The sequence below is a fragment of the uncultured Phocaeicola sp. genome, from assembly GCF_948499155.1.
Classification (GTDB): domain Bacteria; phylum Bacteroidota; class Bacteroidia; order Bacteroidales; family Bacteroidaceae; genus Phocaeicola; species Phocaeicola faecalis.
In genome coordinates, this window is sequence record NZ_CAOOSE010000008.1 from 24,780 (window position 1) to 50,250 (window position 25,471).

The 25,471-nt window shown below is 41.0% G+C and carries 18 protein-coding genes and 1 pseudogene; 9 read left to right on the forward strand and 10 right to left on the reverse strand.

Annotated features, from left to right (window positions below; genetic code table 11):
- Position 1: 1 nt before the first annotated feature.
- The 4 genes from QYT14_RS07980 to QYT14_RS07995 form a co-directional block, all read right to left on the reverse strand.
- A complete protein-coding gene (locus QYT14_RS07980) occupies positions 2-886 on the reverse strand; it encodes an AraC family transcriptional regulator (RefSeq protein ID WP_288324906.1) in 885 nt (294 codons plus the stop codon).
- Positions 887-1,004: 118 nt separating this feature from the next.
- Positions 1,005-3,806, reverse strand: a complete 2,802-nt coding sequence (locus QYT14_RS07985; protein WP_288324907.1) for a sugar-binding domain-containing protein — start codon at positions 3,804-3,806, stop codon at positions 1,005-1,007.
- Positions 3,807-3,826: 20 nt separating this feature from the next.
- Complete coding sequence (locus QYT14_RS07990; protein ID WP_288324909.1) at positions 3,827-7,099, reverse strand: DUF5107 domain-containing protein; 3,273 nt, start codon at positions 7,097-7,099, stop codon at positions 3,827-3,829.
- A gap of 7 nt (positions 7,100-7,106) precedes the next feature.
- Complete coding sequence (locus QYT14_RS07995; protein ID WP_288324910.1) at positions 7,107-8,393, reverse strand: sugar porter family MFS transporter; 1,287 nt, start codon at positions 8,391-8,393, stop codon at positions 7,107-7,109.
- Positions 8,394-8,551: 158 nt separating this feature from the next.
- Between QYT14_RS07995 and QYT14_RS08000 the strand changes: the two genes are divergently transcribed.
- A complete protein-coding gene (locus QYT14_RS08000) occupies positions 8,552-9,436 on the forward strand; it encodes an AraC family transcriptional regulator (RefSeq protein WP_237039791.1) in 885 nt (294 codons plus the stop codon).
- Positions 9,437-9,460: 24 nt separating this feature from the next.
- Here QYT14_RS08000 and QYT14_RS08005 read toward each other — a convergent pair whose 3' ends face one another.
- A complete protein-coding gene (locus QYT14_RS08005; protein ID WP_288324911.1) occupies positions 9,461-11,140 on the reverse strand; it encodes a family 10 glycosylhydrolase in 1,680 nt (559 codons plus the stop codon).
- An 81-nt stretch (positions 11,141-11,221) separates the two neighbouring features.
- Between QYT14_RS08005 and QYT14_RS08010 the strand changes: the two genes are divergently transcribed.
- From QYT14_RS08010 to QYT14_RS08020, 3 genes are read left to right on the forward strand one after another with little or no spacing between them, the layout of a single operon-like run.
- Positions 11,222-12,652 (forward strand): carbon starvation protein A, encoded by a 1,431-nt coding sequence (locus QYT14_RS08010; RefSeq protein ID WP_288324913.1) that lies wholly within the window; start codon positions 11,222-11,224, stop codon positions 12,650-12,652.
- On the forward strand, positions 12,639-12,860 hold the full coding sequence (locus QYT14_RS08015; protein ID WP_237039788.1) for a hypothetical protein: 222 nt from the start codon (positions 12,639-12,641) through the stop codon (positions 12,858-12,860). Before QYT14_RS08010 ends, QYT14_RS08015 begins: the two co-directional genes overlap by 14 nt.
- A 24-nt stretch (positions 12,861-12,884) precedes the next feature.
- Complete coding sequence (locus tag QYT14_RS08020; RefSeq protein ID WP_237039787.1) at positions 12,885-13,376, forward strand: hypothetical protein; 492 nt, start codon at positions 12,885-12,887, stop codon at positions 13,374-13,376.
- Positions 13,377-13,549: 173 nt separating this feature from the next.
- On the opposite strand, the gene QYT14_RS08025 is transcribed toward QYT14_RS08020, so the two are convergent.
- From QYT14_RS08025 to uvrA, 3 genes are read right to left on the reverse strand one after another with little or no spacing between them, the layout of a single operon-like run.
- Entirely contained in the window at positions 13,550-15,859 is a 2,310-nt protein-coding gene (locus QYT14_RS08025; protein WP_288324914.1) for a family 20 glycosylhydrolase, read from the reverse strand.
- A gap of 27 nt (positions 15,860-15,886) precedes the next feature.
- On the reverse strand, positions 15,887-16,912 hold the full coding sequence (locus tag QYT14_RS08030) for an endonuclease/exonuclease/phosphatase family protein (RefSeq protein ID WP_288324915.1): 1,026 nt from the start codon (positions 16,910-16,912) through the stop codon (positions 15,887-15,889).
- 17 nt (positions 16,913-16,929) lie between these two features.
- Positions 16,930-19,716 carry an excinuclease ABC subunit UvrA gene (gene uvrA / locus QYT14_RS08035; RefSeq protein WP_288324916.1) on the reverse strand — a complete coding sequence of 929 codons (2,787 nt, stop codon included), beginning with the start codon at positions 19,714-19,716 and terminating at the stop codon, positions 16,930-16,932.
- Between the two features lie 209 nt (positions 19,717-19,925).
- On the opposite strand from uvrA, the gene QYT14_RS08040 reads away from it, so the two are divergent.
- Both QYT14_RS08040 and QYT14_RS08045 read left to right on the forward strand, forming a co-directional pair.
- Positions 19,926-20,054 (forward strand): AAA family ATPase, encoded by a 129-nt coding sequence (locus tag QYT14_RS08040; protein WP_288324917.1) that lies wholly within the window; start codon positions 19,926-19,928, stop codon positions 20,052-20,054.
- Positions 20,032-20,571 (forward strand): annotated as a pseudogene (locus tag QYT14_RS08045) (PD-(D/E)XK nuclease domain-containing protein); the annotation flags it as partial. The gene QYT14_RS08040 and the pseudogene QYT14_RS08045, both read left to right, overlap by 23 nt.
- 243 nt (positions 20,572-20,814) lie before the next feature.
- On the opposite strand, the gene QYT14_RS08050 reads toward QYT14_RS08045, so the two are convergent.
- Complete coding sequence (locus tag QYT14_RS08050; RefSeq protein ID WP_288324918.1) at positions 20,815-21,411, reverse strand: hypothetical protein; 597 nt, start codon at positions 21,409-21,411, stop codon at positions 20,815-20,817.
- The gene (locus QYT14_RS08055; RefSeq protein ID WP_288324919.1) at positions 21,396-21,518 is read right to left on the reverse strand and encodes a hypothetical protein; all 123 of its coding nucleotides are present in this window, start codon (positions 21,516-21,518) and stop codon (positions 21,396-21,398) included. The genes QYT14_RS08050 and QYT14_RS08055 overlap by 16 nt, the downstream gene beginning before the upstream one ends.
- 205 nt (positions 21,519-21,723) lie before the next feature.
- Between QYT14_RS08055 and QYT14_RS08060 the strand changes: the two genes are divergently transcribed.
- The 3 genes from QYT14_RS08060 (at position 21,724) to ccsA (ending at position 25,462) form a co-directional block, all read left to right on the forward strand.
- Positions 21,724-23,223, forward strand: a complete 1,500-nt coding sequence (locus QYT14_RS08060; protein WP_288324921.1) for a family 10 glycosylhydrolase — start codon at positions 21,724-21,726, stop codon at positions 23,221-23,223.
- A 572-nt stretch (positions 23,224-23,795) separates the two neighbouring features.
- Positions 23,796-24,680 (forward strand): cytochrome c biogenesis protein ResB, encoded by an 885-nt coding sequence (locus tag QYT14_RS08065; protein WP_288324922.1) that lies wholly within the window; start codon positions 23,796-23,798, stop codon positions 24,678-24,680.
- Complete coding sequence (ccsA, locus tag QYT14_RS08070) at positions 24,677-25,462, forward strand: cytochrome c biogenesis protein CcsA (RefSeq protein WP_237039779.1); 786 nt, start codon at positions 24,677-24,679, stop codon at positions 25,460-25,462. Before QYT14_RS08065 ends, ccsA begins: the two co-directional genes overlap by 4 nt.
- Positions 25,463-25,471 lie beyond the last annotated feature (9 nt).

Below are 25,471 nucleotides of genomic sequence, written 5' to 3' on the forward strand. Positions count from 1 at the left end.
ATTAGAAAAGGGGGCTTTGTGATTTGGCTATTTCGCGGGGAGAGAGTCCTATCTGCTGCTTAAAAATACGTGAAAAATACTGTGGCGACTGAAAACCGCAAAGAAAGCAAACTTCTTTGACGGACTTTTCAGTATTCTTTAGCAGTTCAATCGATTTATTGATTCTAATCTGGTTCAGATAATCTAAGGGAGAAAGATTTAAGTTTTGAGAAAATAATTTCCTTAAATAACGTTCACTGATACTTGCATGTCCAGCTATATCATTGACGTTGATGTCCGTTTGATAGTTGTGTTGAATATAGCAAATTGCTTTCCTTAGCAAGTCATTTGTACAAATAGACAGATAGGTTTCATGCATATATCTGTAGAGAAAGATTAATAATTCTGCATAATACATTACTACTAAGTATTGATAATGTGACCCTTTATGCTCTAACTCGTTTATAATACACTGTACTGTTCGTATTACATTTATATTATTTACTATTTTAATCAATCTGTTTTCTTTGGAAAATAAAAAAGAAGGTGTGGGCATGGCTTCTGTATCAATTCTGATATTTGAATGAAGGTGGGAAAATATTTCGGGTAGGAATTCCAATTGCATCAATATCGTACCGTTTACTCCAGCCTCAAATAGATGTTCTACATTAGGAGAGATAATCATGATATCACCTTCATGGAAATTTATACTTTCTTTATCTATATGTAATATACAATTTCCTTTCTTTACATAATTAATTTCTATACGCATATGCTTATGGGGACCATAAGTTTCGGAAGGATAGAAAGAAGTAAAACGGAAGACATCTGCCAATCGTTTACTCTTTAGGCTTGACTTAATTTGTTCTAGCACTTCCCAAAGGGAATATTCCGTTATTTTATTCATAGTATTTAAATTTTGTGTAAAACAGAGTTTGCATGGACACTAGAGTCTGCCGGTTTTATTCGGTAGAATGCTAGTGTCCTATGCCCCAATAGTCGGGCCCTTATTTTAACTAAACCTATTAATAGACAGATTGGGGAGTCTCTTTCTTATCAGTTTTTGTATTTGGTGTCACTAATGAGCAAAGATCTTCAAATGAAATGGATTTGACAGGAACAAAAGCATCAGACTTCATATAGCTGATTAAACTATATAATAACTGTTTTTTTTCGGGAAATATATCCTGACGGTTTAGTAAATCCATGCTGCATACTATTAATTTTCCATTCAGACAATTGGTTTCAAAAAGAGTTGTTAATCGGCGGTTATTGGCAAAGTTATCAATACACTCCACCAATGGGGTGACGTGTTGATATATGCTGTCAATTACTAAAGTACGCGACTGGGTTGTTAGGCTCCACCATTGCCAGTTGGTATGTCCCTCTGTAGGGAAATGGGTGAAAGCTTGATGATCAGGATCTAACAGCAACCCCATTGTACCCGCTTGTTTGGGAAAGTGGACAGGACTCCAAAAAACCGGAATAAATTTACCTTGTAAGCCTGCACACATTTGATAAGGCGGATTGAATAATACAGTCTTACCGGCTGCAAGAGCTTTTTGTGTTTCGGTAAGTTTGTCTGTTACTATAATATCTTCTTTTTCTATTGTCAGAGTGGCCGGATATACCCAGATATTCCAAGTGTTTTTATAATTGGAGCCATCAATGGAAGCCGTTAATTTTAATTGCTCGGCTTTGGTCACTTCTGATAAGGAACAAGAAATCTCACCTATTATATTCCCCCCTCCGATCTTTATGTTTGCCAGAGGGAAAATACCCTCTTTTAAAGATTGACCGGATTGGCCAGTCAATGTCCATTTGATATTCTTGTTGTTGATTTCTTCGGAACTGTAATTAGCAACTTCAATGCTGGCTGTAAACAGTTCGTTGTTTTTGTATACAGCTTTTGGGAAGCGGGCTAATGGGACAACCGGAGCAGAGAATTGACGAAAGTCTGTAGCATTGGTTACGCCTTTACTTTCCCAAAAAGCATTTAGTAAACCGACTAATGCTGTTCCCTGACCGGGAAAATCATGTAAGTCTAAGAGTTGAAAACCACTGATGCCGCGAGTCTTCATAGCACGTTCTATTTCTTCTTTATATAAAATGGCAGCCAAACGACCGGATGCCGACAAGTAATCATCTGCTTTCTCTAGTAGATTTTTGTTTTCCAGTTCTTGTTTGATTCCTTTGAAATTGAGAGGTTCCAATACGCCTGTGTATTTTGCTATTTCTTTTAAATCGGGATATACGGCATACTGCCCTATCTCATGCGTGATGACCGGGACAGGCATACTATCTACAGAAGCAGAATAATCTTTATTGAAGTTTGGCATTTCTACATCAAAAACTCCTTGTCCGCGCACCCATCCTTTTTTAGTCCATTGAGTGATAAAGAAATCATCGTTCGGCTCAGGCCAATTGCCATGTCCTCTTTCGAAAGTAAAAGAAGTTGTTGTATACAAATGTCTGGAATCAAGGGATTTAACCGTATCCAATAAACCTCCCAAAAAAACAAAGTCCGGTTGCAATTCATTGCCAAGGCTCAAAAAGCAGAAAGAGGGATGGTTGCCATATTCCGATAAAATTCGTTTTGCCTCATCATACAAGAATTGGTTCATTGCAGGATTTTTGCCTACGTTCAAAGACCAAAGTGGTAATTCTACTTGCAGATAAAAACCGAGTGAATCCGCTACTTCAAATGCAGCTTTAGGAGGACACCAAGAGTGAAACCGAAGGTGGTTCAATCCCCATTCTTTAGCAGAACGAAAGACTTTTGACCATCCTTCTTTAGTGGTTGGGGGGTAACCTGTCAATGGGAAAATACAGCATTCTAATGTACCACGGAGGAACACTTTTTTACCATTGACTAATAAATCGGCTCCATTACGACCAATTTGGCGCATTCCGAATTCAATTTTCTCTTGCGCCAGACTCTCTTTGGTTTTCATCTTTATTTCCAGCTCATACATTATCGGAGTAAATTCACTCCAAAGCCGTACGTTCTCGCCCATGGGACAAACAAAGTCCAGCATTGTTTCGCCTGCCGAAAGGTCCATTTGCTGTTCTATTTCCGTAACAGATTTGCCTGTGTTTTTCTCTTTTACATGAACTGTCAATGTCCCCGAAGCTTTATTCCCTGTGTTTTGTAGTTTCCCTTTCACATGGATTTCCCGGGTTTGAATATCGGGATATATCTGTATATCTTTCATAAAGACAGCATCTTTCGCCCGCAAAGAGATTTCTCCCAAAATACCATTCCACATGATTTGTGTTTCATTGGTATATGCATGTGCCATATCACCAGCAGTGATGTCGTATTTTTTTCTGTTATCTACTCGAATGGCTATCCGATGTTTCCCCGGTGACAGATATTCTGTTAGGTCAAAGCAGTGAGGGCTTATCAAGCTTTCTTGCTCTCCATTCACTTCTTTACCGTCTATCCATACATTTGTTTGCCAAATTACACGCTCCAACTTCAGTTCTATGTTCTTTTCCTTCCAATCTGAAGGAATAGATATTTCGCGTATGTACCAAGCCGGACCTATATAGCTGTGTTTACGGGTGAGATGCAATATTTGTGGTTTACTTACTGAGGGTAACAGCTGATTTGGGGTACCGTATCCTGCATCATCCATAGTCCCGGGTAATTTTATTTTGTCAGGAAAAGATTGGGAATACCAGTGTTTTGCAATTCCTATATCCGTGCTGTCTATGGCAAATTCCCATTCTCCTGCCAAAGAAAGGACAGATGTACTTTCTCTGCATCCTGCTAAAAATATTGTCCCCAGTAGAGCAAGCAATAATTGATTCAATCGTTTCATATTGTATTCGTTTTATGCCATTATATCCAAACCTGGAAATTAGGATTCATTTCTTTTATATAGTTGAAGCATTTGGCAGCTTTTTCTTTATTGCCTAATCCTAAATGTCCCAACCCCATGAGATAGTGGCAGTGGATTTGATTTTTCTTGTTCATGTCATCTTCCCAAATCTGTAAGTCGGGTAAAGACACAGCAAAATAATCCATCACAAAAGTATCGTACAAATGTTTTTCACCATAAGAAATCAGACAATTGAATTTTCCGCGTGCTTCTGTCTCTTTTCCCAATTTTCGTAAGGCTAGGCCTTGATAATAGATTTTATCGGGCTTTTGGTCATTATAATACATGGCAGCTGTGGGTTGTCCATTGCCCGAAGCAGCTTTTATAAACAATAAATGTGCTTCGTCATGATTACCCATTGCTTCCAAAATGCATCCCTTATAATAAAAGAAATCATTTTCTTGTGCACCATATAGTTTTCCTTCTCCTAGATGATGAGGGTAGACAAAACAGTCTTCAATCAAGGCAAGTGCATGCTCGTATTCTCCTGCTTTTAAAGATTTCTTTGCCAATTGCATACGTGCATATTGATATTGGGCAGGTACTTTGCCTTCTCCTCCTTCCCAAGGATGGAATTGACGTCGGTCAATGAGTTGCATCGCTTGTTCGTATTTACCGGTCAGATTGAGTAACGTAGCGTATTCCAAATAGAGGTCATCACGAGTAACTACTATTTCTTTATGACTGTCTAATAAAAGCAAACGTTCTTTCGGAGAATAATCCATCCGTTTATATAATTGGTCTAATTCCATTAAGATACGTGCGTCTGTTCTGTCAAGCTGAAATGCCTGTTCCAGTAATTGCACTGCTTCTTTTTTCTTTCCGAGTTTGTTGAAATAAGCTAATGAGAGATTACGCAATACAGTAGGGAAGGAATGGTCCATTTCTTTAGAGCGTTCCCATGCGTTGACAGCTTCCTGATATTGACGCTTGTCATACCATATATTACCTAATAGATAAAAAGCTTTTGGTGCATGTACCGGTAAATTGGTTACGCACTGAAGAGCTAAAATGGCTTCCAGACTATTTGGGAAATATTCGTCTAACGGACTCTTCTCAGCTAGGGTCACTACACGGATAGCTTCATCCTGTTGGTTCATCTGACATAAGAACCATGCTTTATAATATAATAGCATTGTTGAAGGAACGGATATGTTGGCTAGTGCTGTATTTACCACAGTCAATGCATCTTTCCAGTTGCCGGCTTGGGCATAGTCTGTTGCTAATTCTTCATAATTGCGTGATTCATTGCGCATTAATATTCTTAAACTAGGTGACATTTCTTTTTCACCGGACTGAAGCCATGCTTCAAAACCACATCCGAAATTGAATTTATCTATATTAAGTGACTCTTCAATCAGTTTTATGGCTTCCTCCTCTCGTCCTAATTTGCGAAGTATCATTGCTTTTAAATGGCGTCCGCGATGATTATGCCAGTTACGTACCAATGACTGATTTATTTCGTTCAGTGCATCATCCCACTCTTCACGTGCAGCCGACAATTGGGCCAAAGAATAATAGCCTGAATCTTGCCAAGCAGCATTCCAGCATGCTTTATAGAATGCATCGTATGCCTCAACGGTCTTACCTTGATATTTCAATACAAGACCTAAATTATAATAAGGTTCTCCATCATAGGGATTCGGATTACGCTCGGTCAGGGTTTTAATAGCTTTACGTAAATAAGCTTCGGCTTTCTTGAATTGTCCTTTACGGAATAACCACAACCCCATAGCGTTGTTATTGCGTATGTCGCTATTGTCTCTATGTAAGGCTTCCAAATAATAATCAGTCGGATTGTAGGTAGCGTGCCTATATTGTTCCAAATGTAATCCAGTCAGGTAAAGTTGTTCTGTAGAGCGGACTTCTGAAGGAGGTAATGCAGGCTTTGCAGGTTCGGGAACCGGTTTGATTTCATTCGGTTCTGCTTCCCATGAAAGCAGTAGTTTGCCGGTTGAACGATAAATATAAATCTCCGCTTCATCAAGCGATATATTCTTAATGGTATGAGTAAATACTGCTTCAGGAGCCAGATTTGTAACATTTTCCCAAATAATCTCTCCTTGGCGTTTAACTACAATTCGCAAGCCCTTCTGTACGGATGTAGCAAAGAGCTTCAGCACTGCGTCCATAGTACCTTCCGGTTCTATGTTCATTAGCAAATCCGAACAGGCATTCTTTACCACTCCTAATTCACGGTAAGGAATAAAATACTGGGTAAAAATCTTCTCTTCATAAGGTTGCAACCAAGTAAAGTCAGGCTGATTATCGGTATAAACTCCGGTCATTAATTCGATATAGGGCCCATCTGTGTCTGTCAGATTACGATCCCATGCTTGTCCGAAATCCCCGTTTCCCCAAGTCCATTGTTTTTTCCCAGGAGAGATGTGATGGTTGGCTACATGTAACACTCCCGCTTGAGTATCGTTTTCATAGCCACCCACAAAGTTATATTTTGAACGGATAGCCATATATGAAGTGGGTACCGGTATATTCTTATAACGTGAGATATCTACACCGGCCGAATAATCCATTTTATAATAGACGCCGGTAGCAATAGGATATTTTGACACATCTCGCTTACCATGATCGAATACGGCATTGACATCAGCCGGAAAAACCGATTGATAGGCTTCATTGACTGCAACAGCCGGATTAGCCCACCATAAAAAGGTTTGCGGAACAGGAGTCGGGTTATATAGTTTTCCTTGAATTTCGAGTACAGCTTTGCCGGGACGCAGAGTGAAACCTGCCATTCCTTTCTGATGGAACATACGTTCTCGTTCGCTCACCCATACAGTGGCACTTCCATCTGCACTTTCTTCAATTGTAAAATCTATGGGTAGATAAGTGCTGGGACGGTGATGCTGAGGCCAATTGAATTCAATACCGCCGGAAATCCACGGTCCCGTCAGTCCCACCAAAGCAGGTTTTACTACATGATTATAATAAATGAAATGACGTTGTTTTATTTTATCATAAGCCATTTGTACACGCCCGCCTAATTCAGGAAGAATCATAATCTTAACATACTCATTCTCCAGATAAACAGCATGATACGTTTGATTTTGACAAGTATCTGAGATTTTTTCTATAACAGGATAAGGATAAACCACCCCGCTACTTCCTTGATAAACTCTATTTTCAAAAAACATCGGATTCTTTTCCGGTTTGCCAATACCATAGGTAGGAAGCTGAATGTCTTCTTCCCAAACTTTTACTTTGATGTCCATATCAGTTTTATTTTTTTGTTATTTCTTTTTCTATATCTTCCAGACTTTTTCCTTTTGTTTCCGGTAGTCGGGCACGAATAAAGAAGAATCCCGCTAAGCAAATACCTCCATACAGCCAAAACGTTCCGGCAGCCTGTAATGATTCATTCAAGAGAGGAAAACTATAAGTGAGGATGAAGCTGGCTATCCATAAGAAGAGGGTAGAGATAGCCATAGCTGTTCCACGGATTTGTTGTGGAAATATTTCGGATAACACAACCCATACAATGGGAGCTAATGACATGGCATAACAAGCAATTGCCATCATTACCAGTACCAGCATTATCCAACCGCTCATCCCTAGAAAGTAACAACATCCCATCAGCAGATAGATAGCGGCAAGTCCTGCCGAGCCTACTAACATCAATGATCTTCTTCCCCAACGGTCAACAGTGTAAATGGCAACAAAAGTAAAAATTACATTCGTTACTCCTGTTATCACGATATTCATCAAGACATCCGATACTTCATAACCGGCAGCCGAAAAGACTTCGTGAGCATAATTGAATATAACATTGATACCACACCACTGTTGGAAAACAGCCAAAACGATTCCTAATATTAATACCCGACACACGCCCGGTTGTGACAAAGCCCGCCAATCATATTTTTCTTTCACCTCTTTGGTGGCTAACCAACGTGGACTTTCAGGGATAATGAAAGCCAATGTGAAAAATAAGGCAGCCGGTAATGCTTCCGCCCATAACATCCATCGCCATGCCTGTTCTATTCCTTCTGCAGAGAGTTGTGAACTCCCTTCTGTAAATATGTTTGCTATCATCCAGTTGACCAGTTGCGCAGACAATATGCCTAATACAATGGTCAGTTGGTTTAAAGATACCAGTTTTCCGCGTATTTCAGTCGGTGATACTTCAGCTATATATATAGGTGAAACATTTGAAGCGATTCCAATACCCAATCCACCTACAATACGATAAAAAATGAACCAGGAAAAATTATCGACAGCTCCTGTACCGACAGCAGACACTAAAAATAGCAAAGCGGATAATATTAACAGCCTTTTGCGACCATATTTATCACTCCAACTGCCGGAGAATCCTGCTCCGACCAAACAGCCTAACAAGGCACTACTCATTGCCCAACCACGCAACGTTGCTGAATCTTCGATAATGAAGAATGGTTCATAAAAAATTTTGGCTCCGCCAATGACTACCCAGTCATAACCAAACAAGTAGCCGCCCATTGCAGAAATAAAGCAGATAAATAGTAAATTCTTTGAATTAATGTTTTTCATTGTGTATTGTTATATAAATCATATCGCAAAGGAATTGTATTTTTCTTGAATAGGGAATAGATAAACTTTTGAATTGGATGGATAATCTTATGATAATAACTTTGCTGTCTGCATGAAAGCCATTATCTTTGCTACCGTTAACTGTAACTTCTGCAACGATGATTAAACGCAAAGATGGATTTTCGGGTGAAAGAGCTTTGGTACTTCCTGCATCAATCATACATGCGATGGAAAATAATCCTTTGGCCAATGCGTTGCATATTACGGATATAGGATATTATCCACGGGCAGAACATCATTTCAGAAAACGTGAAACTCCCATTTCACAATATGTGTTTATTTATTGCGTGGAGGGGAGAGGATGGTTTGACGTGAATAATGAGCGTTATGAAATAAAAAGTAATCAATGCTTTATTTTGCCTGCTAATGTATCCCATAGTTATGGAGCCGATGATACAGATCCATGGACAATCTATTGGATACATTTCAAAGGAGACTTATCAGAGTATTACGCTTCACGTCTATTGACTCCTATTGATATCAAACCTACCATTTATTCACGTATCAATGGACGGTTGAATTTATTTGAAGAAATATATCATACATTAGAATTGGGATACAGTAAAGAAAATCTGTTGTATGCTTGTTCGGCTTTCCATCATTTTCTTGGTACCATTTGTTATTTGCAAGAATATAGAAATGCTACAGTCAATGATATTTCAAATGATTTAGTAGATGCGGCTATTCACTTTATGAAAGAAAATATAGGAAAAAAACTCAGTATCTCTGAAATAGCCGGGCATACGGGATATTCTGTCTCTCATTTTTCTACCATTTTTAATAACCGTACAGGACACTCACCTGTCAATTACTTCAATTTGTTGAAGATACAGCATGCCTGCTATCTGATAGACTGTACAGATATCAAGATAAATCAGGTTTGCCATAAAATAGGAATAGAGGACTGCTATTATTTTTCCCGTTTGTTTTCCAAGATAATGGGAATGTCTCCCAGCGAGTATAGAAAACATAAGAAAGGATGAAACAAGATGTTATTTTGTGAATATTTACTTCATAATACTTCCTGCAAATAGGCTTTTACTTTGTCGATTGAATACTTTTACTGTATAAAAGCCATCGGGTAATGATGCTAGAGACAGTTTATTGACATAATCGGTTTTCCATACTTCTTCGTTGGTGACATTATAGATAATGATAGTTTGCGCATCCTCTATTTCTGGCAGGTAGAGCATATCTCCTTTATTTAATAATGGTATATCCATATCCGAAACAGTATTCAGAGCCAATGGAGCACTTTCATTACCGAAACGGTCGGCTGCGGTGACGGCAAAGTATTGTTTTTGCAACCAAGGGAAAATGGCTGCGTATTCATATTCATTGGCAATAAGATGTGTAGCCACTAAATTTTGGGATTGGTTAATGTCCACAGGGTATGTATTGGAACCATATAAATGGTAAACAACAGCTTGGTTGCTATTGTCGGTTGATGCTTGCCAACTCATGCGAAGTTTACCATTGGGCAGTTGTTGTACCGAAGGAGTAGACGGAACAGAAGGTGGAATACTGTCTGCCCATCTCATAGGAGGTATCAGTGCAGGAGTCGTATAAAAGTTTTCTTTTAGTTCATCCAGTACTCCTTTGGTGTTATCAAGTAAAAAGCGATTGCGGAAATAAGCTTGTCCGTTTAGCTTTATCTGACGGGTGAAATGAATTTGGCGAACTATTTCGTCCAATGGCCAATCTTGTTCACGAGGAGAGAGGAAATAGATTCCTAGTCCGGGAATAATCCAACGGTTGCCGTTATTTTCTTTCCAGTCTAATGCAAAAGGATAGAAATTGTTTCCTTGGAAATACATCATTGGGAACAAAGCATCATGAATTCCTTCTTTTAACCACTTTTGTGCATCTTGGTAGACTACATGATAAGCATTCCAACCGCGGGATGGGTAACGGTTTGTGTCACGGTATTTACCAATGGGTGAACTGCTTACCTTTACCCATGGCTTGATAGACTTGATATCAGTATAAAGGCGGCGTACAATGTCGGTAATGTTATCCCGACGCCATTGTCTCAACTCTTTTCCTTTTCCATATCTGCGGTAGCTATCTTTATCCGGAAAGTTATCAGCCTGTTCGGGATAACGGATATAGTCAAAATGGATGCCATCTATGTCATATTGTGAAGTGATTTCTTTCACAATGCGAGAGAGGTATTCTTGTGTTTCAGGATTGCCCGGATCCAGATACCAGTTACCTTTATATAGTTTGCATATTTTTCTATTCTTTTGTACGATGGAGTTTCGTCCCAACAGCTTCACTTGCCGAGTGTTTCCGGCCGGGATAGTCACTATCCAAGCGTGCAATTCCATGCCTCGTTTGTGACATTCTTCAATAGCAAAAGCCAATGGGTCATATCCCGGATTACGTCCGGTATATCCTGTCAGCGATTCGGCAAAAGTCTCGATGGAGGACGGATATATCATATCCCCACGCAGGCGGGTTTGCAATAATACAGTATTGAAATTCGCAGCTTTCAAACAGTCGAGTATATCACATAATTCTTTTTTCTGGCGTTGAATGCCTGTTGCGTTTCCTGCTTTGGTGCGCGGCCAATCCATTCCGCCCAAGGTCGTGAGCCAAGTAGCACGAATTTCGTATTTAGGTTGTGATATAACCGGTAAAGATGTTAGCATTACCAGTAATAAAGTAAGAAATAGTGTTCGCATTCGCTTTAATTTTGTTGCAAAGATAAGAAGTAATCATTTAAATCGTTATTTTTGCGATGACAAAACAATTAAATAGAGTATATGATAACCTTTATTATTGCATTATTGGTTCTTATAGGCGGATACTTTTTATATGGAAGCTATGTAGAGCGTCTTTTCGGCCCTGATAAGAATAGAAAAACACCGGCTCTGACTATGGAGGATGGCGTAGACTTTATTCCCCTTCCCACTTGGAAGATTTTCATGATTCAGTTTCTTAATATTGCAGGTCTAGGCCCTATCTTCGGAGCTATTATGGGAGCAAAATTCGGCACGGCCTCTTATCTATGGATTGTATTGGGAACTATTTTTGCCGGTGCTGTACACGATTATTTATCAGGAATGCTTTCTCTACGGCACAATGGTGAGAGTCTTCCCGAAATAATCGGCCGTTATCTGGGACTTCCTACCAAACAGTTGATGCGTGGCTTTACTGTTGTTCTGATGATACTTGTTGGAGCGGTGTTTGTTGCCGGGCCTGCCGGTTTATTGGCCAAGTTAACGCCTGATTATATGGATGTAACTTTTTGGATTATTATTGTTTTCGTTTATTATATGTTGGCTACCCTGCTGCCGGTGGATAAGATTATTGGCAAGATTTATCCATTGTTTGCCATTGCTTTGTTGTTCATGGCAGTCGGAATTTTAGCTATGTTGATATGGCATCATCCGGCTTTGCCCGAAATAACAGACGGCATACAAAATACTCATCCTGCCGGTTTGCCTATTTTCCCCATCATGTTTGTATCTATTGCTTGTGGTGCCATTAGTGGTTTCCATGCTACACAGTCTCCTTTGATGGCCCGTTGCATGAAGAACGAAAAATATGGTCGTCCGATTTTTTATGGAGCAATGGTAACAGAAGGTATTGTGGCATTGATATGGGCGGCTGCCGCTACTTACTTCTTCCATCGGAATGGTATGGAAGAAAGCAATGCTTCGATAATAGTGGATAGTATAACAAAAGAATGGTTGGGAACAGTTGGAGGGTTGCTGGCAATACTAGGGGTGATTGCAGCACCTATCACCAGTGGAGACACAGCATTGCGTTCGGCCCGGTTGATTGTTGCCGACTTTATGCATTTGGAACAAAAAAGTGTAACAAAACGTTTATTGATTTGCATTCCCATCTTTGCTGTGACTATTGGTATTTTGCTGTATAGCCAACGCGATGTGGCAGGATTTGATATGATTTGGCGTTACTTTGCATGGTGTAATCAAACATTGTCTGTCTTTACTTTATGGGCGATAACCGTATATTTGGTGCGTATGAAAAAGAATTATTATATTACGTTATTGCCGGCTCTGTTTATGACAGCGGTTTGTTCTACTTATATTTGTATTGCGCCCGAAGGATTGGCACTTTCCGGTCATATCTCGTATGTGTTGGGAGGAATATGTACGCTGATTGCAGCTATAGGATTTATAACTTGGTATAAAAAACAAAGTAGTATAGTATATGAGAAAATATAAGAAATCAACTAGGTTGCCCATGGCGTTATTTATTTACACCACAATAATGGCTATTTATTTTATTCCGCGGAATACAGAGATTGGTAATACGGAAAAATATGTAACGATAGGGGTATCCTATCTTATCATTGCCTTGCTTTGGATTGTTCTTCGTAAGCAGGAAAAGCGTAGAGAACAGGAAAGGCAGAACATGGAGAACAAGAAATAGAATATTTACTTAAACGACAACTTTATGAAGAAATTTTTAGTCAGCTTGGTGATGTTGGTAGTAACGACATTAGGTGCACATGCACAGTTTGAAAAGGATGTTTGGTATGTGAATGCTTCATTGACAGGGCTTGACCTCTCTCATAGCAAGTATGAGGGAACCAATTTTGGCTTTACGTTGGGAGGTGGTGCTTTTGTTGCCGACAACTTTGCGATACTGTTAAATTTCAAAGGACAGTATGTGGAACATGGAACAGATGAGACAAGTATTGGAGCACAAGGACGTTATTATTTATCTAGTTGTGGGATATATGGCGGACTTGGAATGGCTTACAAACATCTTTCTAATGGGGATTATAAGAAGAATCTTGTTTGCCTGACACCGGAAGTGGGTTATGCATTCTTTCTGGGACGAAATCTGACCGTAGAACCTGCTGTATATTATGATTTGAGTTTTAACCATACTTCTGAATACAGTAAATTGGGCTTCAAAATAGGGTTCGGACTTTATTTCTAGTTGATAACAAGTATAATAAGGTTAAAAAAAATACGAGGGTGTGTCGAAACTCTCATAAACTAAAAGTCACCCTCGCCACAGGTAGCTGTAGCGAGGGTGATTTCGATAAAAGGAGAGTTTTGACACATCTCCGCAAATGATAAATTGTCAGAGTCTTGTCTCTCCTTCTTTATTTAGTGGGCATATAAATGAGTAAACGGAATCTCCTTACCGTCGTTTCCACTAACTTTCATTTTCAGTTGACCACCGTTTTGGTCAAAGTAACGAATCTCAATCGGGTGATATCCTTTAGCTAAAGCTTTTTGGCCTACTACTTCGCGAGGACCATGAGGACCATCGTTGTCAATGATTTGTTCGCCATCAATCACTAACGTACTACCATCGTCTGACAGGAGGGCAAAAGTATAAATATCATCCTGAGGAGCATTAATGTATCCTTTGATAATTAGACCGATATTGCCTTTTACTTTCTTCGGAATCATTACATCTTCGATGGAATAACTTCCATTTACCGGTGATTTCTCTATTTCGGCACATTTATTTCCTTTGAATTCATGCCAAGTGGCTTTCAATCCGGGATTGGATGGAGCAGCAGTAACAGCCGGGGCATATTCGCTTTTGATAAAACGAGTGGTGGTGATATCTCCCGGTTTACCATTCGGACGGAAAGTGCGGAATGTGAAATCGGTTGTTTCGGTTACTTTTAACGGACCGTCATACTTAGGCGACTGTAAAGTGGGAACAGAACCGTCTGTGGTATAGTGTATCTCTGCACTTGGGTCAAGACAGGTGATATTGACAACACCTTCACCAATAAAGGCATTTGTCTTGTTAAAACCCTCCAAATCAGGAATACGGTAGTTGACATTCATAATGTTGAGGCGTTCAAATTGGTTGGCAAGACGTTGGGCAAATGCATTCCAGTCTTTTTGTGAAGGATTGCTCCAACCCAATTCGGCGATAGCCAACAGACGCGGAACAGCCATATACTGCATACGTTCACGTGAAGGAATCCATTCGCACCAAATATTACCTTGTACACCCAGTACCAACGGTTGCATTTCAGTACTCTGAATTTCGCTCATCGGATTATAATTATAAATATTGGCAACTGAATTCTTATCTTCCTGATAGTCTAGATAGAACTGTCCGTTAGGAGTGAAAATGATAGGATTGCCTTGCCCGGTCGTTTTAGAAGGAGCATTCTTAGCCCAACTGCGCCACCACATGACGGTTGCTGTTTTTGAAAGTCCCCCTTCAATAATTTCATCCCAGCCAATCATTTCTTTTCCTTTATCGTTAAAGAATCTCTCCATATCATGGATGAACCATGCTTGCAGTTCTTCTTCAGTTTTCAGATTATTATCACGCATACGCTTTTGGCAGTCGGGACATTTTTTCCAGTTGGCTTTCTCTACTTCATCGCCACCGATATGTACATATTTGTAAGGGAAGAGTTCAATAAGTTCACTATATACATTCTTGCAGAATTCTATAGCCGAATCTTTTCCGGGACAAACAGGAGAGGAGAAGGTCGTTCCCCAACCGGTTTCATCGAAACAAGATACACCTTCATAATTGCTTACGGCAGCCAGCATATGTCCCGGCATATCTATTTCGGGAACAATGTCGATACCACGCACTTTGGCGTATGCAATTACTTCTTTGATATCTTCCTGAGTATAATAGCCGCCATACAGTGTATCACCTTCTACAATGCGAATCTTATTTTCGGGAATAGCCATATCGGGATTGTTGTTCGCTTTTGATTGGCGGATACATTCTTTGTCATGAGAATTAAACTTGCGCCAAGCACCTTTCTCGGTCAGCAAAGGATATTTTTTTATTTCGATACGCCAGCCCTGGTCATCGGTGAGATGCCAGTGGAACTTATTCATCTTATAAAGTGACATCACATCCAATAGCTCTTTTACTTCATCTTTAGAATAGAAGTGGCGTGAAACATCCAGCATGATACCTCGCCAAGTAAAGCGGGGAGCATCATTGATTTCCACACTTGGAATAGCCCAGTCTACACCGTCCACTATTTGTTTGGATTCAATCTGGGGAGGGAATAATTGGCGTAAAGACTCTATGCCGGCAATAACCCCACCATAAGAGTTTCCTTTTATACTGATTTTCTTAGTGTCAGCCTTCAGTTGGTATGCACCTTCTTTGCCTTCAACTTCCCCCAATGAGAGGGTGATGGTTCCTTCTCCCTCTTGTACTTTTACATTATATCCGGTGGAAGGAGAAAGTATTCCTGCCAGATATTCGGCAGCCGGAGCCAGCTGGGAATCAGTGATACCGATGGTGCAACTTTTGGGGAGAACGAATGCGCTGCTGTCTTGTTGAACACTGTTCGGCAGCGGGACGATAGAAACGTCTCTGACAGAGGGAGGGGTAGAAGTACAAGCACCCAACAGCAATGAGCCTGTCACGGTACAAGCAGCAATCCATTTTTTATAAGTCTGCTTAATCATAAGGTAATTTTTTAGATTGTTAATATATTAGTATTGGAATGTCACTAAAACACCTTTATGGTCTGTCGGCCATACATTCTGCGGCTCGATGAATTTGTCTTTAGAGGTTTCCTGCACACGTTCTGAACGTACGATAGAACCTTTGGGACCAAAGATAGCTGCATCTTTTACGGTCAGCCCTTCTTCGGGATAGAACCAAATATAGTCGATGCGGTCGCGTTCGTCGGCTTTGGGAGCCCAAGTGATTTTTTCGGCAGGTTTAGCCGGGTTGTCAGAAGGATAGGTAAAACCGGGATAGTCGAGCACATTAGGATAGAAAGAACGGTAAGCATCAACGAAACCGGCTTCATCCAGCAAGACAGGTACTGTCCAAGGGATTACCAATCCGTGGTGGTCGTAAAGGTCTTTGGTCTCTTCTGTCCAATCTTGGTGCGAGGGTTCGTTGAAGTCGCCGCCCAGAATAATGGTATATCCAGCTTCGCGGTCTTTCTTTGCCTGCTCAATAAACATCTTGATGGCATCATCACGTTGTGATGCTACATTTCTTTCCAATACTTCTTCCACTGTAGTGGGGATAGGAATCTCTTCCCAGGTAGAACCGTCATATCCGCGTACATTATAATATGCATCATCCAGATAATCCAAATGAGAGGTATAAACGGCCATTTTCTTTCCGTTCATGTCGGCGGTCAAACGGTAGATGCTTCCGTGGTCACCGTTTTCGGGGAAGACAGTCAGTGAGTCGGTAATAGGATAGCGGCTAAGTAAACCGGTATCGTATGTGTAGAAGGAGTAATACGTTTCTCCTTTTTCTTTTAATGATTGGGTAAGGCGTGCAGTGAAATTGGTGTTATTATAATTGCGTACTTCACTAAGGGTTACGAAATCGGGGCGGAGGCGAATGATTTCATCAACAATAGCATCATAACCTCCGGGTATCATGGTTCCTTCTTGCCAAATATTCCACTGTAAGACGGTGAATTCTTTTTTTTCTTCTGTACATCCTGTGAGAACAAATAACAGGAGCATTGATAGATAAAGTAGTTTTTTCATTGTTTATTTATTTAAGATTATAAATATTTCTCTTTTAAAAACTGACCGGTATAAGATGCAGCACATTTTGCCACCTCTTCCGGTGTGCCGGCCACTACCAGATTGCCCCCCATCTTTCCACCTTCCGGTCCCAGGTCGATAACATAATCGGCACATTTTATCACATCCAGATTATGTTCGATAATAACAATCGTATGCCCCCGGCTGATAAGTGCGTCAAAAGCTTCCAATAATTTCTTGATATCATGGAAATGCAAACCGGTGGTGGGTTCGTCGAAGACAAAGATAGTAGGCTGAGTCTTTTCCACGCTCAAGAAATAAGCCAACTTCACACGTTGGTTCTCACCACCGGACAGCGTAGAAGAAGATTGTCCCAATTTAATATATCCCAATCCCACGTCTTGCAGCGGAGTGAGTTTCTTCACAATCTTTTTTTGTCCGTGTTCAGTAAAGAATTCTATGGCCTGATTCACGGTCATTTCCAATATATCATATATATTCTTATCTTGGAATTTCACTTCCAACGTATCGCTTTTGAAGCGTTTGCCGTGGCAAGACTCACATTCCAGCACCAAGTCGGCCATAAATTGCATTTCCACCGTAACCGTTCCGTCGCCTTTACATTCTTCGCAACGTCCTCCTTCGGTGTTGAAAGAAAAGTATCCGGCTGTGTAACCCATTTGTTTGGCCAAGGGTTGCTCTGCGTAAAGTTTACGGATTTCATCGTATGCTTTTACATAAGTCACCGGATTGCTGCGTGATGACTTCCCGATTGGATTTTGATCGACAAACTCAATGTCCTTAACCATTTGTATGTCGCCGCTGATAGAAACGAATTCACCCGGTCGTTCACTGCTTTCACTGTATTCCCGTTTTAGTGCTTTATAGAAAACATCACGCACCAATGTGCTCTTTCCCGAACCGCTGACACCTGTAACTACCGTCATTATATTTAGAGGAAAACGTACATCCACTCCTTTCAGGTTGTTCTCTCTGGCTCCTTTTATTTCAATATAATTATTCCAAGGACGGTGTGATTTGGGTATTTCGATGGTTTCTTCTCCAAGTAAATAACGAACCGTATGGCTGTTACTGTCCTTTTTCAAATCTTTCATGTCTCCCTGGTAGACGATTTCCCCTCCCAAGCGTCCGGCTTTGGGGCCGATATCTATAATGTAGTCGGCGGCACGGATGATTTCTTCATCATGCTCTACCACTACAACAGTATTCCCCAGCTCTTGTAACTGGCGTAATACTTTGATAAGGCGTTCAGTATCACGGCTGTGAAGTCCGATGCTAGGTTCATCCAATATATAGAGCGATCCCACCAGGCTGCTTCCCAAAGAAGTTGCCAGATTGATACGTTGGCTTTCACCACCTGACAGTGTATTGCTAAGACGGTTTAATGTGAGGTAGCCTAAACCGACATCCATCAGGAAGTTGATTCGGTTATTAATCTCCGTCAGTATACGTTTGGCTATAGCAGCATCGTGTGCGTCTAATTCTAATGTGCGGAAAAACTCCTTTAAATCATGAATCGGCAAATCCACTAGCTCGGATATAGAGCGTCCGCCTACTTTTACATATCCGGCTTCTTTTTTCAGTCTGGTTCCGTGACACACCGGACAAAGCGTCTTTCCCCGGTAGCGTGCCAACATCACGCGATACTGAATTTTATATTGATTCTCTTCCAGCATTTTAAAGAAAGAATCGATACAAGCTTTCTCCTTCGGGCCATGCCACAAGTAGTCTTTTTGCTCTTGCGTCAATTCATAATAAGGTGTGAAGATAGGGAAATCATATTTCGGAGCTTCATGGATAAACTCTTTCAACCATTCGCCCATCTTCTCGCCGCGCCAACAAATCACTGCTCCGTCATACACACTTAGAGCACGGTTGGGGATGACAAGGTGTTCGTCTATTCCGATTACCTTTCCAAAACCTTCGCAACTGGGACAGGCGCCGATGGGAGAGTTGAAAGAAAACATCTGGTCGTTGGGCTCCTCAAAGGTGATACCGTCTGCTTCAAACTTCGTGCTGAAGGAAAAAAGTTGTGTGCTGCCGTCCGGTGAATAGAAGCGAAGCATGCAAGCTCCGTCACCTTCATACATGGCAGTTTCGGCAGAATCAGTCAGTCGGCTGATGCTGTCTTTGCTGTCGTCGGCCATCATACGGTCTATTAAAAGGTAGATATTTTGTTTCTTTCCTTCGGCCGGCACTTGTTGCAGGAAGTCCTCGATACGCATAATCTCGCGGTTCACTTCCACACGTGTAAATCCCTGCTTCAAGTCAATGTCTAATTGTTCGGCAATGCTGCGTCCTTCGCGTGGCAATAGTGGAGCGAGTACGGTATATTTAGTCCCTTTGGGAAAAGAAAGCATACAATTCACGATGTCTTCCGCACTGTGTTTCTTCACCAATTGTCCGCTGATGGGGGAATATGTTTTCCCCACACGTGCGTAAAGCAATCGTAAATATTCATATATTTCGGTCGAAGTTCCTACTGTGGAACGCGGGTTGCGGCTGTTTACTTTCTGCTCGATGGCAATGGCCGGAGGAATACCTTTGATAAAATCACATTCCGGTTTACTCATTCTGCCCAAGAACTGGCGGGCGTAAGAAGATAAACTTTCCACATAGCGACGCTGGCCTTCGGCATATAACGTGTCAAAAGCCAATGATGATTTTCCGGAACCGGATAAGCCTGTAATAACCACCAGTTTATTACGGGGAATATCCACATCAATGTTTTTGAGGTTGTTGACCTTGGCTCCTTTGATAGATATATAGTTACTTTCGGACATTCTTTGTTGCATTTAGTTGAATATGCAAAGATAGTCAATCCTACTCGGATACGTTTCATTCCGTAAGGTGAAAAAATGTTTCTCAATGGAAATTCTTCTTTAAAATGATGCGGGATGAATCGTGTTTAGAGGAATATTTCTTGTGAAAAGATTGAGAATAAGCGGGAAATGTGTATCTTTGTTTTGATGTTATACAAAAGCGGAAGAGTATGAGTGATAAAATTTATCCTATTGGCATCCAGAACTTTGAGACACTCCGTAAAGACGGGTATTTCTATATTGATAAGACAGCTTGGATTTATCGTTTGGTTAAATCAGAGCGGCTATCTCACGATTAAGGGCTATGACAGTGAGTTTGGTATTTATCAGTTAGGCTTCCCCAATCGGGAAGTAGAGGAAGGGTTCATGCGTTTCCTGCTTCCATATTATGCGAAAGTAACGAAGGTGGAAACTCCGTTTGAAATTCTGAAGTTTGTCAATGAGGTGCGTAGCGGTGACTATGACTCCTTCTTCCGTCGTCTGCAAAGTTTCTTTGCGGACACTCCCTACGAAATCATTCGTGACCGGGAACTGCATTATCAGAATGTACTCTTTATCGTCTTCAAGTTGATGGGATTTTATGTAAAAGTGGAATACCATATGGGGGAGGGGCGCATCGATTTGGTTCTTCAGACTGATAAGTTTATTTATCTTATGGAGTTCAAGTTTAACGGTACGGCTGAAGAAGCCTTACGACAAATCAATGAGAAGCATTATGCGCGGCCTTTCCAGAGCGATGCGCGTAAATTATTCAAGATAGGGGTGAACTTCAGTGACCGGACCCGAAATATAGAGAAGTGGATAGTGGAGGAATAAGCGGCCGACGGATATTGAAATCCGTTGCCTTTTTGAATGACTGCTTCAGATTGAGCTGTGGAGAAGATGGGATAGGTTCTTTTCATTTAAGGGCCTCTTTGAATTTCTGTTGGAATCTGTTTTTTATGCCCTTTCAGGAAGTCCTTTGTCAAGACGACGGAGGTGCTTTACCAACATTCATAAGGGAATCAAAATAGAAAATACCGCTGAATGAATGCCGGAGGGAGATTATAAAGAAAGAGATTATTTATATTTGGTCTTTAAAACCTGAATTTGCTTGTCTAACATCTCATCCAGTTCATCAAACTCATACCAATTCAAGAAGCCGGGAACCATGATGACAAAGTTGACAAAATTATCATGTTTCAATAGAAAGGAAATTTCACCCCGAAAAGTACGGTTATCGTTTAAAATATCTTTTCTGCACGCAGACAGGGCAAGACTCATCAATACATTGGTTTTTGTTGCGTAATAATCACCGATATCTTTCTTTTTTCTTCCCAACTCAAAATAGGTTTGTAACACATCCTGCAATACACGTTTGTCGGAAATATACTGCATCAATGAAGAACCTTTCAGCACCTCCAAGGCATCGGTCCTGTAAATGAAGTCATCCATATTATTGAAAAGCTTGCCATATTTCCATAAAGTATCTCCAGGTATCTCGGATATATCCATAGCCTGATTCACCAATAATCGGCTCATGTGTATGTCAATGTCCAACAAGTTCTTTATTCTATGAAGTTCCCCCCTGTTATATTCCAATTCTTCCGCTACCAACAGCATCGTGGCACGCACTTCCTTCTGGCGGGTATGTTCGGTTATTAAGTCACTTCCCAAAAAGTTACAATGATTCCTGCAACCACGATACTGAATTGACGAATGTAATCTCCTACTCGCCAACTTTTGACAGTCGTTTTTACTTTAGTCCAAGTTGTTTCCTTCATATTCTCATTCTTATTCCTTCTTTGGCTATATCAGGTGCCGAAAATAGAGCGTAAAGTTATGGAATTTAAATTAAAAGCCAAGAATTATCGCTAATTTATTCGAAGATAGGGATGATGAAACCTTTTTTACCGGTCTGTTATCTCGCTGGTTCATATTTTCTTTCTATCTTTGTCCGCAAAACTATTAAAAAGCGAAGACTTAGAAATGAGAGCAAAAACGATTCTCCTTTTATTGATAGCACTACTTTTTACCTCGGGTGTCAGTGCTCAGACACGTTATCCGAAGCGTGAGTTCCGTGGTGCATGGATTCAGTGCGTGAACGGACAGTTTCAGGGAATGCCGGCAGAGAAGATGCAGCAGTTATTAATAAACCAGCTGAACAGTCTGCAAGGTGCAGGTATTAATGCGATAATTTTTCAGGTACGTGCGGAAGCCGATGCCTTGTATAAATCTTCTTACGAGCCGTGGAGCCGTTTCCTTACCGGAGTGCAGGGCAGGGTGCCCTCACCCTATTGGGACCCGATGCAGTTCATGATTGATGAATGCCACAAGCGGGGAATGGAGTTCCATGCCTGGATTAATCCTTACCGTGCCAAGACGAAAGGAACGGTCGCCTTGTCGCCCATTCATCCTTATAACAAGAATCCCGAACGTTTCGTGAATTATGCCGGACAACTTTATTTTGATCCTGCGTTGCCCGAGAATCGGAAATACATCTGTAAGATTGTGCGCGACATTGTAACTCGTTATGATGTGGATGCCATTCACATGGATGATTATTTTTATCCTTATCCTAATCCGGGAGAGGATTTTCCCGACAATATCAGTTTTGCACAGTATGGTCGCGGATACAGTAATAAAGCCGATTGGCGCCGTGACAACGTGAATGTGTTGATAAAGGAAATCCATGAGACGGTGCGCGAGTGCAAGCCGTGGGTGAAATTCGGTATCTCTCCTTTCGGAATTTATCGTAATGTAAAGAGTGACCCTAATGGCAGCAACACACGTGGTTTGCAAAATTATGATGACTTGTATGCTGATGTGCTGATGTGGGTGAACAACGGTTGGGTGGATTATAATATTCCCCAGATTTATTGGGAAATTGGTCATCCGGCCGCTGATTATGATACCTTGATTCGTTGGTGGGCAAAGAATGCTTCCGCCCGTCCTCTCTATATAGGTCAGGATGTGATGCGTACGGTGAATAAGCCCGACCTCCATAATCCGCTTATCAATCAGATGCCTGCCAAGATGAAACTTCAGCGTGCTTTGCCTACTGTGCAGGGAAGTTGCCAGTGGTATGCTTCGGCTGTGGTGGATAATGCAGGAAACTATCGCACTATGCTTGTAAAAGATTACCACCGTTATCCGGCTTTGCCGCCTACATCGCCATTTATGGATGACAAGGCTCCGGGTAAAGTAAAGAAAGTAAAAGATGTCTGGACACCGGATGGCTTGTTGCTTTTCTGGCAGGCACCGAAAGCAAAAACGGAAATGGATAAGGCTGTGCAATACGTGGTTTATCGCTTTGATAAAAAAGAAAAAGTGAATCTGGAGGATCCTTCTCACATTGTTGCTATCACACGTGACACATATTATAAGTTGCCTTACGAAAGTGGAAAGACAAAATATAACTATGTTGTAACAGCTCTTGACCGTCTGCATAATGAGTCTAAAGGGGCAAAGAAGAAAGTAAAACTGTAGACAAACAGCATAATAGTACTGAGATATTAGTAAGTAAGAACCACGTTTCACACGTGTCATGGGGTTAATGCGTTGTTTCACCGGTATTTAAGGTGAAAGGTTTAAGTCAAACCGCCGGGAGCAACGGATTACGTACATGACATGTATGATGCGTGGTTTTGTAATTTGGGGAATCGTTTGGACACTTAACATACCATATCACTAACGAAGGGAAGAATAAGCCGTTTCTTAGGGTTGGCTAAGGCCTTTTAAGCGGAAGATTATTACAGTCTCCGGCAGCGGACCGTACAGTCCGTTACGGTGGACCGTACAGTCCATTACGGTAGACTGTACAGTCCATTGCCGGAGTCTGTAGTAACCCGACTGACAGACAGGCATAATTGAAAAGACGAAAACGCTTAGTCCGACTAATGAAATGACTTAGGGAGTTTAAAACGTATGCAGAAGTTGAAAACCGGAAGAGACAACATCCGATTATTATTTTGTAACTGTTACAAATTAACAAGAAATTTATATGTTAATTCGTTTTTATTTCGTTACTTTGTATCCGGATAACAAAAAGGAACACGAATATGCGATATGTGTACATAACGGGCTATCTATTACTGGCTGCTATCATACAACTGCTAATGGGAAACTTCCCATTGTCGTTTATAGCATTTCCGCTAAATATTGTTTTTGCGGTTATTTGGCTGTTCTTGTTGTGGAAACTTTATAAAGAAAGTCGAAAATCAGCTTTTACACGCTTCCTTTCCTCCCCTAAAACAAGTATTTTATCCATTATCCTGCTCGTAGCAGGTAGTCTGGTTATTGGATTATTCCCCCAATTGTCTGATGTTGAAGCTGCTATGCGTACCAATATTGAGGCTTCGCTGGGCTTCTATAATTTTATGACTTCCTGGATATTTATTGCTATCTTATTTTTGTTGTTAAGTAATTTGGCAATGATTACTTTACATGCCTATTATCATAGGAAAACTGCCCGTTGGCGTTTTATGCTGAATCATGTAGGATTATGGTTGGCGCTTTTTGCCGGATTCTTTGGGAGCAGTGATACACAAACCTTACGTATTCCTCTTTATAAAGGAGAACCGGCACGTGAGGCTTTTGACATGAACGGTGCTTCTTATCATTTGGACTATGAGATGGAACTGCGTTCTTTTTCTGTGGAATATTATCCTAACGGACGTCCTTCTCGTTTTGCTGCCACAGTGCGTTTAGGTGACGATGAAGCATTGCTGGAGGTGAATCATCCATACAGTTATCGGTTAGGGGAAGATGTGTATCTCACGGGGTATGATATGGCAAGTGGCAATGAAAGTAGATATTGTGTTTTGCAAGTTGTGATGCAACCGTGGAAATATATAACGGTGACCGGTATTCTGATGATGCTGGCGGGAGCTGTTCTCTTGTTTATAAATGGTCCGGAAAGACGTGTAAATCCGAAAGAGGTATGATAAATTGGGATAATTTCTATGTATTTGCGGCGGTGTCCGTCGGTCTGTGGCTGGCAGGGGCAGTGTTTGCACTCCGTTCTTCAATGAGGAGCAGGATGGCTGTTGGCTTTACTGTTGCCGGAATTATGGTATTGGGCATTTTTATTGCCGGATTATGGGAATACCTGCAACGGCCGCCTTTGCGGACAATGGGGGAAACACGTCTGTGGTATTCATTTTTTATGGGAATAGCTGGACTCTTGACATATATGCGATGGAGATATCGATGGATATTGTCGTTTTCCACTTTGTTGTCTACTGTATTTGTCGTGATTAATTTGTTGAAACCGGAGATACATGACCAGTCATTAATGCCGGCTTTGCAGAGTGTGTGGTTTATTCCGCATGTCACTGTGTATATGTTTTCTTATTCGGTGTTGGGGTGTGCATTCATTGTGGCCGTCAGCGGATTGTTTCGTCATAAAGAGGAATATTTGCAGACGGCTGATAATCTGGTCTATGCAGGAGTCGCTTTCCTTTCTATCGGGATGTTGCTTGGTTCTCTTTGGGCAAAAGAGGCCTGGGGTAATTATTGGAGTTGGGATCCGAAGGAGACATGGGCAGTCATAACGTGGATGGGGTATTTAATGTATGTGCATCTTCGCCTGTTCGGGCGTATAGGCAGAAAACCATTGTATGTGTTGCTTATTCTTTCGTTTTTTGCGTTGCAAATGTGTTGGTATGGAGTGAATTACCTTCCGGCAGCGCAGCAAAGTGTACATTTATATAATCGTAATAACTAACTAAAACAA

Bases quoted from the DNA above. Each gene is read 5' to 3' on its own strand.
- QYT14_RS08060 (WP_288324921.1), top strand. From the start codon at position 21,724: ATGAGAGCAAAAACGATTCTCCTTTTATTGATAGCACTACTTTTTACC.
- QYT14_RS08040 (WP_288324917.1), top strand. From the start codon at position 19,926: ATGAGTGATAAAATTTATCCTATTGGCATCCAGAACTTTGAGACACTC.
- QYT14_RS08000 (WP_237039791.1), top strand. From the start codon at position 8,552: ATGATTAAACGCAAAGATGGATTTTCGGGTGAAAGAGCTTTGGTACTT.
- QYT14_RS08010 (WP_288324913.1), top strand. From the start codon at position 11,222: ATGATAACCTTTATTATTGCATTATTGGTTCTTATAGGCGGATACTTT.
- QYT14_RS08015 (WP_237039788.1), top strand. From the start codon at position 12,639: ATGAGAAAATATAAGAAATCAACTAGGTTGCCCATGGCGTTATTTATT.
- QYT14_RS08055 (WP_288324919.1), bottom strand. From the start codon at position 21,518: ATGAAGGAAACAACTTGGACTAAAGTAAAAACGACTGTCAAAAGTTGG.
- QYT14_RS08025 (WP_288324914.1), bottom strand. From the start codon at position 15,859: ATGATTAAGCAGACTTATAAAAAATGGATTGCTGCTTGTACCGTGACA.
- QYT14_RS07980 (WP_288324906.1), bottom strand. From the start codon at position 886: ATGAATAAAATAACGGAATATTCCCTTTGGGAAGTGCTAGAACAAATT.
- QYT14_RS07985 (WP_288324907.1), bottom strand. From the start codon at position 3,806: ATGAAACGATTGAATCAATTATTGCTTGCTCTACTGGGGACAATATTT.
- QYT14_RS07995 (WP_288324910.1), bottom strand. From the start codon at position 8,393: ATGAAAAACATTAATTCAAAGAATTTACTATTTATCTGCTTTATTTCT.
- ccsA (WP_237039779.1), top strand. From the start codon at position 24,677: ATGATAAATTGGGATAATTTCTATGTATTTGCGGCGGTGTCCGTCGGT.
- QYT14_RS08030 (WP_288324915.1), bottom strand. From the start codon at position 16,912: ATGAAAAAACTACTTTATCTATCAATGCTCCTGTTATTTGTTCTCACA.
- QYT14_RS08065 (WP_288324922.1), top strand. From the start codon at position 23,796: ATGCGATATGTGTACATAACGGGCTATCTATTACTGGCTGCTATCATA.
- uvrA (WP_288324916.1), bottom strand. From the start codon at position 19,716: ATGTCCGAAAGTAACTATATATCTATCAAAGGAGCCAAGGTCAACAAC.
- QYT14_RS08020 (WP_237039787.1), top strand. From the start codon at position 12,885: ATGAAGAAATTTTTAGTCAGCTTGGTGATGTTGGTAGTAACGACATTA.
- QYT14_RS08005 (WP_288324911.1), bottom strand. From the start codon at position 11,140: ATGCGAACACTATTTCTTACTTTATTACTGGTAATGCTAACATCTTTA.
- QYT14_RS07990 (WP_288324909.1), bottom strand. From the start codon at position 7,099: ATGGACATCAAAGTAAAAGTTTGGGAAGAAGACATTCAGCTTCCTACC.